Here is an 11924-nt window from a genome sequence, read left to right on the forward strand (position 1 = left end):
TATATCTTTATTTAATTCAATAAGATAAATGATTTTATCACACCCTTATATTTGGCATATAAGGGTGTTTTTTATGCTCAATATGATGCATATGTTTAAAAAAATGGAATTTTTAACTATGTTTTGTTGATATGTTTATGGGATAAACATATACTAAAAATATGTTTAAAAAAGTGGAAATTTTAAAGATGACAAATTGGGATCCTGAAATTGCTTATAATGCATTACCTGAGTTACCTCCGTTACAAGAGCTAGAAACAAAAGAAATTTTAAAACAAACAATCCTAGCACGGGCAGCTTTAGCTGAATTGAAACAAGCAGCAGAATTGATACCGAATCAAGCGATGTTAATTAACACAATTCCAATTATGGAAGCTAGAGCGAGTAGTGAGATTGAGAATATCATGACAACGACAGATAAATTATTTCAGTCATTGCAAATAGAAAGTAATAGTGTTGATCCAGCAACAAAAGAAGCGCTCCGATATCGCACAGCATTATTTGCAGGATACAATGATTTAGACAGGCTTCCTCTTTGCACAAAAACAGCCGTATTGGTATGCAGTGAGATTAAAGGAAGAGAAATGGATATTCGTAAGGTAAGTGGTACAGCAATCCGTAATAGGACAACAGGCGAAACAATCTATACACCACCAGTAGGCGAACAACTTATTCGTGACAAATTAGCGAATTGGGAACGATTTATTCATCAAAATGAGGAGTTAGATCCTTTAATTATTTTGGCTGTAGCCCATTATCAATTTGAAGCAATCCATCCATTTACAGATGGTAATGGTAGAACAGGCAGGATATTAAATAGTCTATTTTTAATTGATAAAGGTCTGTTAAGTTTACCAATTCTGTATTTAAGTCGATATATTATTAAAAATAAAAATGACTATTATCGTTTATTGTTATCTGTTACGGCAGAACAAAATTGGCAAGATTGGATTATCTATATTTTGAAAGGAATTGAAGATACAGCGAGTTGGACAGTAAAAAAAATTGAAGCAATTCGCTCTTTACTAGAAGAAACAAAGGATTATATGCAAGATAAATTGCCACAAATTTATCAACGAGAATTAGTCGATCTCTTATTTGAACAACCTTACACGCGAATTCAAAATTTAGAAAATGCAGGTATTGCTAAACGACAAACCGCTTCAAAATATTTAAAAGAATTATGTGATATCGGAATATTAGAGGAAGTACCAATAGGGCGGGATAAATTATTTATTCATGTGAAATTAATGGAATTATTGAGAGGGGAGAGTAATAGATATACTTCATATGTATAGAGAAAAAATAGGCTTGATTTAAATATTAAATCCAGTCAAGCCTATATAAACTAAGCTAGTTTGAAAATCTAAATAATAAATTGTGCCACTTCCGCTTGATACGATCTTTGAGATTAAAATATTCTCGTCTTAGTTTTGAATATAAAGAAAGATTTTTATTTGTTCTACAAGCGTCACCAATAAGAGAGTCCATATTATTTGATTTATCTATACATGGCGGCTCAATCGCAAAATTTTCAATTTTATTTTCATAAAAACGAGCCATTTGATCATCTACTGGGTAGATCCATTCTTCACAGTAATTTAATAGTTGTTTTGCAGCTTCTGGGGTAATGATATAACCCATAGCACAGAAATAATCTTTATAAAATTTAACAATAGAAATGTTATTAATAGTGTTGATAAGTATTTTTTTACTTGGTCTATAATTTTTATGTAGCCAAATAAAAGGATATTTTTCAACAAATTTATTTGCATTTTCATAAAATTGTTTAAAATTATCAAGAATAATAACATCATCCTCTAATATAATAATTGGGGTGTTGAGTTCAGTGCATTTTTTCCATAGAGAATAATGGCTAGCAAAACAACCTAATTCACCAATAGAAAGATTTCTTCCTTTTCTCCAAAAATGCTTTTGAGCATTATAATGAGTAAATAAAGGATGATTAGGATATTGTTTGGCATTAATAGCAGGGAAAAAATTAAAACTAAGTTTTAGTTTTTTGAATTGTTCTTGTATTGAATTAGCGCGTTCAATAGCAGATTCAATATGTATTACATAAATAGGATACATTTATTTTTCTCGTATTGAAGTTAACATACTATAGAAAATAGTATTGCTGATATAGAAGAACATTGCATATTCTTTTAAACGAAGCAGAGCATCGCTTAAGCTAAACGATAAAAGAGCCAGAATATTCATTATTCCTAGTAATGCAATTGTCCTTTCTTCTACTGATAAGTCCTTATTTCTATAAGATTTGATAAAATGGAATAAAAATGTACAAAGTAATATTACTAGTACAATAAGCCCTATAGCCCCTCGATAAAATGTCTGCTCAATAAATTGATTATGTGTATGAGGGTAATCTTTTAAGGTTGTAGGAAAATCGGCAGTATTTGATTGTTGGATTCTTTTTTCTTTCATACCTAATTTCCCCCAACCTAGGATGGGTTTTTCTTTTATTCCTTCCCAAGCACTACGCCATAATTCAAAACGCATACCAATAGATGTTTGTTTATTTGTGTTATCAAAATATTGGGTAATATCACTGACAGCTTGATTATAACGAGTTTGTATTCCTGTTTGTGGAATAAAACTAGCAATGATAATTAAAGAAAGAAATATAGAAGAAAGAATAAAAGTAATTTTTCTAAAGGCTTTACCATAAATAAATATTAATACAATAAATGCAATAGGGATAATCAGCCAAGTTCCTCTTGAGCCTGTAAGAAGATTACCAATTAAACCAATAATAGCAGCAGAAGTTGTTAGTAATCCAGTAACTATATTTTTTTTACTAAATGAATAGAAGCTGAGAGTGAAACATAAGATTACCATGGTAATAATAATTGCACCAGCAGGGATAGGATGAATAAAATCAAAAGCTCTATAAATATGCAAAAATAAAACATTATATATTGCAGTTAATCCATAAATGGCACAACTAATAGAAAATACTAAGATAATAAAAGTGATACTAGGCTTATATGTAGATACTAAAAGTAGTAAAGGGATGGATAATAATAAAAAATTATCTGTTTTTAAAGAATTAATAGGATCATGATTAATGATAACAACTAATAAAGAAATAAAATAATAAGCACTAACAGCATAAATATAGTTTTTTTTTATATTGTTAATCGTAATTGAATTGTAGTTTTTTATTAGATAAAAAAATGAAATTAACAATAAGATAAAAGGAGCTACATCATAAGCACCTTTAATAGTTACTATTGTAGTAAAAAAGATAAAAAATAAAAAATTAATAAGATATTTTAGTTGCTGATAACCCATATATACTTTGAATTTTTAGGTTTCTAGAATAATTGATATCCCCATACTTTAATTAAAGTATGGGGATAAATCTTAACGACTACGGAAAACAATACGACCTTTACTTAAGTCATAAGGCGTCATTTCTACAGTAACTTTGTCACCAGTTAAAATACGAATATAGTTTTTTCTCATTTTGCCTGAGATATGTGCAGTGACTACGTGTCCATTTTCTAATTCGACACGGAACATTGTGTTTGGCAAGGTTTCTAAAATGGTGCCTTGCATTTCAATACTATCTTCTTTTGCCATGTTTCCTCTAAAAATTACAACAATGATAAGTAAATCAAACAAAAAGCTACCTAAGGTAGCTCATTAAAACGGGTGCAATTATACACATTTCAGATAAGATCGGAAAGTATGATTTTTAATAAGCACCAGTCTTATTTAAAACAATTTTTATAGTTTTTAATAAGATCACAATATCATTCCAAACAGACCAATTTTTAACATACCAAGCATCGTAATAAACACGAGTAACATAATCTACATTATTACGCCCACTCACTTGCCATAAGCCAGTCATTCCAGGTTTTGCCATTAGGTAATAATCAATATCTCCTTGATATCGGATTAATTCACTATGAACGATAGGTCTAGGGCCAACAAGACTCATTTCCCCTTTTAATACATTAAATAACTGAGGTAATTCATCTAGACTGGTTTTTCTTAAAAACTTTCCAACTTTGGTAATTCTAGGATCGTTTTTTAATTTAAAATCTCTTTCCCATTCAGCCCTTGCAATTGGATCATTTTTTAACAAATCTTGTAATACTTCTTGTGAATTTAAAACCATAGAACGGAATTTTAAACATTTAAAGGCTTTCTTATTCCGACCGATGCGAGTTTGTCCATAAATGGCATGGCCGCCATCTTTTGCGACTAGCAAATATAATATCAATAATAATGGAGAAGAGAGAATAATGATGCATAGAGAACCTATTATATCTATAGAGCGTTTTAAAATTCTAGAAGATAATTTAGCTAAATTATTATGAACGCGAAGTAACATAACTTCATAACTAAATAAAAATGACATATCTGTCCCATATAAAGGTACTCCACGTATGGTTGGAATAATAGATACGGAACGACAACCATTTTTAGATAAAAAACGTAGCCATTTATCAAGTTCTTCTACTTCATAATCTTCTAAAGCAATAATAAATTGAGTTTTTTCACTTTCAACAAGTTGTAGAATATTAGTATCTTTTGAGTTAATAATTGGAACAGATAAGTGTTCAATTTTATTGATGGCATCAATACCATCAATACTAACAAAATATTTTATTTTTAATCCTAGATAGGATTCACTGATCAGAGCATTATATGCATCTAATGCATTCTGATGAGTACCAATAATTACTGTATCTTTTAAATAATGACCAGTTTGAATTAAATATTTTTTTAGAAAAAAACGACCTAAAGGAAAAATAGTAAATGTAATTAGCCAAGTAGTTACAAAGAAATAACGTGAAAAAAATAATTTAGAAAAAGCAATAATAGCCATTTCGAAAATAGAAAAAATTAATAGAGTACGAATAATTTCTTTTAGTTCTGACCAGTAAGGTTTTCTATAAGTATAATGGCGTAAACGGAACCAAAACCATGCGATACAGGTTATAGAAAGAAAAAAATGAATTAAAAAGCGCTGATAAAGATCAGATAGTGGAATAAATGTAGAAATATCTTGTTTTAAAAAATTAAAAATAAAGAAAGTAAGAAAAAATGGGAATAAAAAAAGTATAAAATCTATACAAATAATTAAGGTTTTATAGGAAAATATCTTGCTCATAATAAACATTTATACTTCTTAACATCGCAATTCATAAAAGAAAAAATTGATGATTATTGATTAAAAAATGATTGGCAATAAGCCAATCATTATGAATCACAGACATTATACAAGATTTTTTTCTTTATCTGAAAGGGAGACTACTTCTGATAAGGCAATATCATCATCACCTAAATAGCTACCAGATTGTACTTCAATTAATTCTAATGGAATTTTTCCAGGATTTTCAATTTTATGAGATACTCCTACAGGTATATAAATAGATTGATTTTCTGTTAATAAGCTAATTTCATCTCCTTTTGTCACTTTTGCAGTACCAGATACAACGATCCAATGTTCAGCTCTATGATAATGAATCTGAACTTTTTGGCTTTCACCTGGTTTTACGGTAATTCGTTTCACTTTATAGCGATATCCATTATCTATTGAATCAGCTTTTCCCCAAGGACGATAAACTTCTCTATGTTCTAGGTATTCGCTTCTACCTTCATTTTTAAGTTGTTCAACAATTTGTTTTACCTCTTGAACTTTAGATCTGTCGGCAACTAACACAGCATCTTTAGTATCAACAATAACTATATTTTCTAAACCAACAGCTGCAACCAATTTGTTTGGGGCATATATATAACAACCAGAAGAGTTACTTGTTATAACATCACCACGATGCACATTTTGATTTTCATCTTTATTTGATACATCCCATAGAGCAGACCATGAACCGACATCACTCCATCCAGCATCCATAGGTACAACAACAGCTTTATCTGTTTTTTCCATTACGGCATAGTCAACAGAATCACTAGGGCACTTTAAGAAACTTTCTTTATTTATCGAAATAAAATTTGAATGGAATGAAATATTTTGGTATGCAACTTCACACGCATTATATATTTCAGTAGAGAATTTCTTTAGCTCTGAAAGATAAGTTGTGGCCTTAAACATAAAACAACCACTGTTCCAGTAATAATCACCTGAAGCAACATATTTTTGGGCAATATCAAGAGTTGGTTTTTCAACAAATTCAAGAACATTATATGCCTGTTCAGCCACAATATTACCTCTATGAATATAACCATAACCGGTTTCTGGGGATGCAGGTACAATACCAAAGGTAACTAATTTCCCATTTTTCGCGAGAGGAATAGCATATTGAATAGAGGTTTGAAAAGCTTCTTTATTTAGTACAATATGATCTGCAGCTAATACAAGTAAGATAGGGTCATCACCATTTTTAATAGCCTCAAAAGCAGCTAAAGCTATAGCGGGAGCTGTATTTCTTCCGATAGGTTCTAAAATAATCTTTGATTTGATTCCATATTCATTGAGTTGTTCTGCAGTAATAAATTGATGCTGCTCATTAGTAATGATGATAGGATCCAAAGTAGACATATTATTGATACGTTCAAGAGTCGCTTGTAGCATTGTTAGTGGATTTTTATCATCTAAGGATAAAAATTGTTTTGGAAACATTGAACGTGATAAAGGCCATAATCTAGAGCCGGAACCGCCAGCCATAATAACAGGAATAAACATAGTAATATTTCTCTAATAAAATTAAAATTCGGCAAATTTTACTTATAAACCTAATTTCTTTCAAGAAAGAAAGTGCTACTTATTAAAAAAATGAAACAGCTTATTAAATCATCAAACCTTTTCTAAATAGGTATTTATATGTTTTGTTATTTTTTCTTTAAACACTTCTTTAGAAAAAGATAAAGCATGTTGTCTGATTTTATCGGGAAAAACAGAGAAATGTTCTTCAAAATCTACTATTGCTTTATTCAAACAATCTTCTGTTTGTTCATAAAATAATAATCCTGTTTCATGATTAATAATAGAATCTAGTGCTCCACCTTTAGCATAAGCGATGACAGGCTTACCACAAGACATAGCTTCTACAGGAACGATACCAAAGTCTTCAATGCCAGGGAAAATAAGTGCCTTACATTTCATTAGATAGTTTTTTATTTCAGAAAATGGTTGATATCCTAAAAACTGAATATTTGGATGCGCGATTTTTTTTAACTCATTCAGTTGCTCGCCTTCTCCAATAATAATAAGTTTCTTTTGGTTGATATTGAAGGCTTTAATAGCAATGTCTACCCTTTTGTAGCTTACCAATTGTCCTAGAATTAAATAAAAATCCTCACTATTATTAGATAAATCAAAAGTGGTTACATCTACAGGAGGATGTATAACACAACTTTCCCGTGCATAATAACTTTTGATTCTAGAGGATACGAAATTGCTATTAGCAATAAAACTTGTAACTTGTTGGCTAGTTAGCTGATCCCAACGTCTAATATAATGCAAAAATGGGCTAGAAATAATGCGCTTAACTATACCCATTTTAGATTTATATTGGCCATACATATCCCAAGCATATCTCATAGGAGAGTGGCAATAACAAATATGTGGAATGCCAGGAGGAGGAATAATACCTTTGGCAGGACCAGATTCACTGGAAATTATTAAATCATATCCAGACAAATCTAACTCTTCTAACGCTAGAGGCATTAATGGTAGATATGCCTGATATAATTTAGATGAAAAAGGTAATTTAGAGATAAAAGTAGTATATATATTGTGCTTGGAAATTATAGACTCTCGGAATTTATCTTCTTGATATACATGTGTAAAGATATCAGCATGAGGAAAAATTTCACATAAAGCTTCGAGAACCTTTTCTCCGCCTCGTCTATTAATTAACCAATAGTGTATAATCGCAACTTTCATTTTTAATTCTTTAGAATAGATAATAATTGATCAACAGTTTTTTCCCAACGGAAGTAATTAGCCCTTTTTAGACCTAATGTAGAAAGGTGAGAACACAATGTATCATTGTTTATTAAGTCTAAGATAGCAGTACTAATTTCTTCTGTAGAAGTAGTATTTACCAATACAGCAGCATCGCCAGCTACTTCAGCCATAGCACCATAATTAGAAGTTATTACAGGTGTTCCACTTGCCATAGCTTCAATAATAGGTAATCCAAATCCCTCATATAAAGAAACATAGGCAAAGATTTTAGCACTAGCATAGATAGCTTTAACATCCTCATCTGACAAATATCCAGTAATAATCACTTGTTTTTTATCGAGTAGTGATTCTAAGTGAGAATATAATTCAGAATTCTTCCACCCCTTATGACCAACAAGAACTAGAGGAAAGTTATTTTTAATATTTTCTGGTAATAATTTATAAGCTTTTACTAAGCCTAGAAGATTTTTTCTTGGCTCTAATGTACAAACACTAAGGATAAAAGATTTTTCTTTTAGATTAAATTGAGATAATAAAGAAAGATTTTTTTGATAAATATTAAATTCTGGATTAACCCCTAAATATAAAGTCACTATTTTATCTTTATATTGTGGATACATTTGACTTAATTCTGTTGCAATTGTATTGGAGTCTACAACAATTTTATAAGACTGTTGCATTGTGTTTGGTAATTGCTTTTTCAAATACTCGACACGCTCTTTTGGATGAAATTCGGGATTATGTATAAAAGATAAGTCATGAATAGTCGTAACGGTCTTTCCTGGATAAGGTAATGGTACAAAATTTGTTTCAAAATAAACAACACCCTTTTTTGATAATGATAATAAGGATTTTTTTAATCGATAAGATTCTAAATTTTTCTTAATTAAATAAGCTTTAGGTATTTTTTTTATTAAATTGATAATAAAATGTTTCAAGTGTTGGATCTGTATTTGTCCATCAGGCTGCTTGGTAGTTAGTTGAAGTTGAGTAGGAGTAGATAGATGTAACACTAAATCTCTCACATCTCTCGATGGAATAACATATCCATTTTTTATCCCTAAAACAGTAATATCATTATTAATTAATATCTTAATAATATTAAGGGTATAGTAACCAATACCTGTTAAAGGTGTGTTCAAAACATTTAAATTAATGACTATTTCAGCGATCATAGAAGGCCCCTAACAATAAATAAAGAATTATGCAAATAATTTTTTGTAAAAAACTCTAAATTTACATTATTATGTCAAGGATTAATAATCCTTTTAAAGAGAATAATATATCAAAGGCTCATCAAAATCTACTGTTCGAACGTGCAGGGGGGGGGATTAAAAGAGTAGCTTAGAAAATAAGTATAACATAAGAACTAAATATAGAATTTAAAGATGAGATAATATAAAATAGATTTTCTTTGAAGTGTTGATTCCAAAGTAACAAATTAAAAAAATTTTTTGGGTGAAAATATGAACATTTTTCATGATGTTTGGTTATATAGATTTTTTATACTCAGTTCCATTAAAACTGAGTTTAAGAGTAGATTTGTGAGAAGTCGATTAGGAGGAATTTGGATGATTATTCATCCACTTGCCCAAGTCGCTATTTATGCTTTAGTTTTATCTGCTGTATTATCTGCTAAGCTTCCAGGGATAACAAATCGTTATGCATATGCGATTTATTTAATGTCTGGTACTATGTGTTGGTCTTTATTTTCGGAAATATTAGGACGATGTCTAAATATTTTTATATCTAATGGAAACCTTATAAAAAAAATGTCATTTCCTAAAATTGCTTTGCCATTAATAGTAATTGGTTCTTCATTAATCAATAATCTATTGATGTTTTTAGCAATTCTTATAGTTTTTGGAGTATTAGGTCATATATCATCTGTATATATTTTTTGGCTTCCATTATTGTTGATAATGACAGTTTTATTAGGAGCTGGATTAGGTACTATTCTAGGAATTATCAATGTTTTCATAAGAGATACAGGACAAATAGTACAAATAGTTCTTAATTTCTGGTTCTGGCTAACACCGGTTGTTTATATTGCTGATATGTTACCAGAGAGTTATAGACACTTTTTTTATTATAATCCTATGTATGGTATCGTGAGGAATTATCAAAATATTATGGCTTATGATAAAAATATTGATTTTTCTATCCTCATATATCCTGTTTTTTTTATCATAATAAGTCTTTTTTTAGCAATTTTTATGTACATAAAAGGTAATGAAGATATGGCGGATGTACTATGAATGATTATATATTGTCTGTTAATAATGTAGGAAAAGGATATCGAAAATATAAAAATGAATTTCATAGGATTATTTCTTGGTTTGGAATAGATTTAATTGAAAAAAATGAAATATGGACTCTAAATAATATCAATTTTTCTATTCGAGCTGGAGAAGCTATTGGTATTATAGGTCAAAATGGTGCAGGTAAAAGCACTCTATTAAAAATAATAACAGGTACTTTAAAATCTTCAAAGGGGAGTATAAAAGTTAATGGAAGAATATCTGCTATTTTAGAGTTAGGGATGGGATTTCATCCAGATTTGACAGGTAGGCAAAATGTGTACCACTCTGCTGGGTTAATGGGATATTCACACAATGCAATTGATAAAGTTATTGATGAGATAGAAGAATTTGCGGAAATTGGTGATTATTTTGATCAGCCAGTGAGACTTTATAGTAGTGGTATGCATATTAGAGTTGCTTTTGCAGTTGCAACCGCATTTCGACCTGATATTCTAATTATAGATGAAGCTCTCTCTGTAGGAGATGCCTATTTTCAACAAAAAAGTTTTGAAAGAATTAGAACTTTTAGAGAAAAGGGAACAAGTTTATTATTTGTGTCACATGATAAAAATGCTATTTTGTCGCTTTGTGATAGGGCTATTTTGTTGGATAAGGGCATAATCATAAAAGATGGTGAGCCAGAAGAAGTTACTGATTTTTATAATGCTTTAATTGCTCAAAAGTCGGATTCTGACCAAAATATAAAACAACATAAGTTAGAAAATGGAATAGTATCAACAATTTCAGGAACTAGAGAAGCTACATTAGATAGTTTTTCATTAAGAAATAGAGAAGGAAATATTGTTGAAATATTTGCTGTAGGTGAAGAAGTAAATTTAAAAGTTGTAGTTAAAGTACATAAAGATTTACCTACTTTAGTATTGGGTTATGGTATTAAAAATAGACTTGGGCAAGTTATTTTTGGGACTAATACCTGGCATACAGAGCAGGTTTTAAAAAATGTCAAAGCTGGAAATATTTATGAATTTAGCATAACTTTTTTAGCAAATCTTGGTGTTGGAAACTATTCTATACAATTAGCTCTAACTGATAGAGAAACACATTTAACAGCAAATTATGAGTGGATTGATATTGCATTAATGTTTTCAGTTGTGAATATTAACCGTAAGTTTTTTATAGGTTCTGCTTATATAGAACCTTATATAGAAATATTAAGTATAAATGAGAAAAAATGAAAATATGAAAAGTTCCTTTAATCTAAACCAAATTTTATCTGAAAAAGATATGTTCAAAATTAAGGAAGAGATTGATGCTTTAAGATGTAATATACCAAGTACTAAATGGAAAGGATATTCATTTGACGAAAATAATCTTTTAAAAGTGAATACTGGAGTTCTAAAAAATGACGAATTTATTATTAGTGTTTATTTAAGTTTTTTAGGCAGAAGACCGAATCTTGATGAACTTGCTAAATGGCAGGCTTTATTAAATACAAACTTAAGATCACGAAATGAAATTATAACTAGTGTATTTTTTTCTGTAGAGTCTAAATCTTTTATTAGAGATAAGGGAAAAATTCCCTTTTTTAGGAAAGTATCATATTTCTTTTATAAGATACCTTTGATTGGTAAAATCTTTAGATTTTTTATATTTATATATAGATTGCCTAAGATAATATATAATATTAATGTAAAATTAATATATCTATCCAATATGATTGATTCTTTAAATAAAAAACAATAATATTA

The 11924-nt window shown here is 29.5% G+C and carries 11 protein-coding genes; 4 read left to right on the top strand and 7 right to left on the bottom strand.

Going from position 1 to position 11924, the window contains the following annotated elements:
• Positions 1 to 188: 188 nt before the first annotated feature.
• Positions 189 to 1298: a protein adenylyltransferase Fic gene (fic, locus tag NYR30_RS03955; RefSeq protein ID WP_302501976.1), complete on the top strand. Its 1110-nt coding sequence runs from the start codon at positions 189 to 191 to the stop codon at positions 1296 to 1298.
• Positions 1299 to 1353: 55 nt separating this feature from the next.
• Here fic and NYR30_RS03960 read toward each other — a convergent pair whose 3' ends face one another.
• The 7 genes from NYR30_RS03960 to NYR30_RS03990 all read right to left on the bottom strand — a co-directional run bounded on the left by NYR30_RS03960 (position 1354) and on the right by NYR30_RS03990 (position 9087).
• Complete coding sequence (locus NYR30_RS03960; RefSeq protein WP_302501978.1) at positions 1354 to 2094, bottom strand: glycosyltransferase family 25 protein; 741 nt, start codon at positions 2092 to 2094, stop codon at positions 1354 to 1356.
• A complete protein-coding gene (locus tag NYR30_RS03965) occupies positions 2095 to 3318 on the bottom strand; it encodes an O-antigen ligase family protein (RefSeq protein WP_302501979.1) in 1224 nt (407 codons plus the stop codon). It lies immediately after the preceding gene.
• Positions 3319 to 3390: 72 nt separating this feature from the next.
• The gene (infA, locus tag NYR30_RS03970; RefSeq protein WP_013746899.1) at positions 3391 to 3609 is read right to left on the bottom strand and encodes a translation initiation factor IF-1; all 219 of its coding nucleotides are present in this window, start codon (positions 3607 to 3609) and stop codon (positions 3391 to 3393) included.
• A 115-nt stretch (positions 3610 to 3724) separates the two neighbouring features.
• The gene (wbaP, locus tag NYR30_RS03975) at positions 3725 to 5152 is read right to left on the bottom strand and encodes an undecaprenyl-phosphate galactose phosphotransferase WbaP (protein ID WP_302502441.1); all 1428 of its coding nucleotides are present in this window, start codon (positions 5150 to 5152) and stop codon (positions 3725 to 3727) included.
• Between the two features lie 105 nt (positions 5153 to 5257).
• Positions 5258 to 6685: a mannose-1-phosphate guanylyltransferase/mannose-6-phosphate isomerase gene (locus NYR30_RS03980; RefSeq protein WP_066421417.1), complete on the bottom strand. Its 1428-nt coding sequence runs from the start codon at positions 6683 to 6685 to the stop codon at positions 5258 to 5260.
• Positions 6686 to 6796: 111 nt separating this feature from the next.
• The gene (locus NYR30_RS03985; RefSeq protein ID WP_302501984.1) at positions 6797 to 7888 is read right to left on the bottom strand and encodes a glycosyltransferase; all 1092 of its coding nucleotides are present in this window, start codon (positions 7886 to 7888) and stop codon (positions 6797 to 6799) included.
• Positions 7889 to 7890: 2 nt separating this feature from the next.
• On the bottom strand, positions 7891 to 9087 hold the full coding sequence (locus NYR30_RS03990; protein ID WP_302501985.1) for a glycosyltransferase family 4 protein: 1197 nt from the start codon (positions 9085 to 9087) through the stop codon (positions 7891 to 7893).
• A gap of 291 nt (positions 9088 to 9378) precedes the next feature.
• Here NYR30_RS03990 and NYR30_RS03995 point away from each other — a divergent pair, with 291 nt between their 5' ends.
• From NYR30_RS03995 to NYR30_RS04005, 3 genes are read left to right on the top strand one after another with little or no spacing between them, the layout of a single operon-like run.
• Positions 9379 to 10170, top strand: a complete 792-nt coding sequence (locus NYR30_RS03995) for an ABC transporter permease (protein ID WP_302501987.1) — start codon at positions 9379 to 9381, stop codon at positions 10168 to 10170.
• Entirely contained in the window at positions 10167 to 11411 is a 1245-nt protein-coding gene (locus NYR30_RS04000; RefSeq protein WP_302501988.1) for an ABC transporter ATP-binding protein, read from the top strand. Before NYR30_RS03995 ends, NYR30_RS04000 begins: the two co-directional genes overlap by 4 nt.
• Positions 11398 to 11919, top strand: coding sequence for a DUF4214 domain-containing protein (locus NYR30_RS04005; protein WP_302501990.1), 522 nt, complete (start codon positions 11398 to 11400; stop codon positions 11917 to 11919). Before NYR30_RS04000 ends, NYR30_RS04005 begins: the two co-directional genes overlap by 14 nt.
• The last annotated feature ends 5 nt before the right edge of the window (positions 11920 to 11924 follow it).

This window comes from Gallibacterium salpingitidis, assembly GCF_030517105.1.
Classification (GTDB): Bacteria; Pseudomonadota; Gammaproteobacteria; order Enterobacterales; family Pasteurellaceae; genus Gallibacterium; species Gallibacterium salpingitidis.

Bases quoted from the DNA above. Each gene is read 5' to 3' on its own strand.
- NYR30_RS04000 (WP_302501988.1), top strand. From the start codon at position 10,167: ATGAATGATTATATATTGTCTGTTAATAATGTAGGAAAAGGATATCGA.
- NYR30_RS03960 (WP_302501978.1), bottom strand. From the start codon at position 2,094: ATGTATCCTATTTATGTAATACATATTGAATCTGCTATTGAACGCGCT.
- fic (WP_302501976.1), top strand. From the start codon at position 189: ATGACAAATTGGGATCCTGAAATTGCTTATAATGCATTACCTGAGTTA.
- NYR30_RS03995 (WP_302501987.1), top strand. From the start codon at position 9,379: ATGAACATTTTTCATGATGTTTGGTTATATAGATTTTTTATACTCAGT.
- NYR30_RS03965 (WP_302501979.1), bottom strand. From the start codon at position 3,318: ATGGGTTATCAGCAACTAAAATATCTTATTAATTTTTTATTTTTTATC.
- NYR30_RS03990 (WP_302501985.1), bottom strand. From the start codon at position 9,087: ATGATCGCTGAAATAGTCATTAATTTAAATGTTTTGAACACACCTTTA.
- wbaP (WP_302502441.1), bottom strand. From the start codon at position 5,152: ATGAGCAAGATATTTTCCTATAAAACCTTAATTATTTGTATAGATTTT.
- NYR30_RS03985 (WP_302501984.1), bottom strand. From the start codon at position 7,888: ATGAAAGTTGCGATTATACACTATTGGTTAATTAATAGACGAGGCGGA.
- NYR30_RS04005 (WP_302501990.1), top strand. From the start codon at position 11,398: ATGAGAAAAAATGAAAATATGAAAAGTTCCTTTAATCTAAACCAAATT.
- NYR30_RS03980 (WP_066421417.1), bottom strand. From the start codon at position 6,685: ATGTTTATTCCTGTTATTATGGCTGGCGGTTCCGGCTCTAGATTATGG.
- infA (WP_013746899.1), bottom strand. From the start codon at position 3,609: ATGGCAAAAGAAGATAGTATTGAAATGCAAGGCACCATTTTAGAAACC.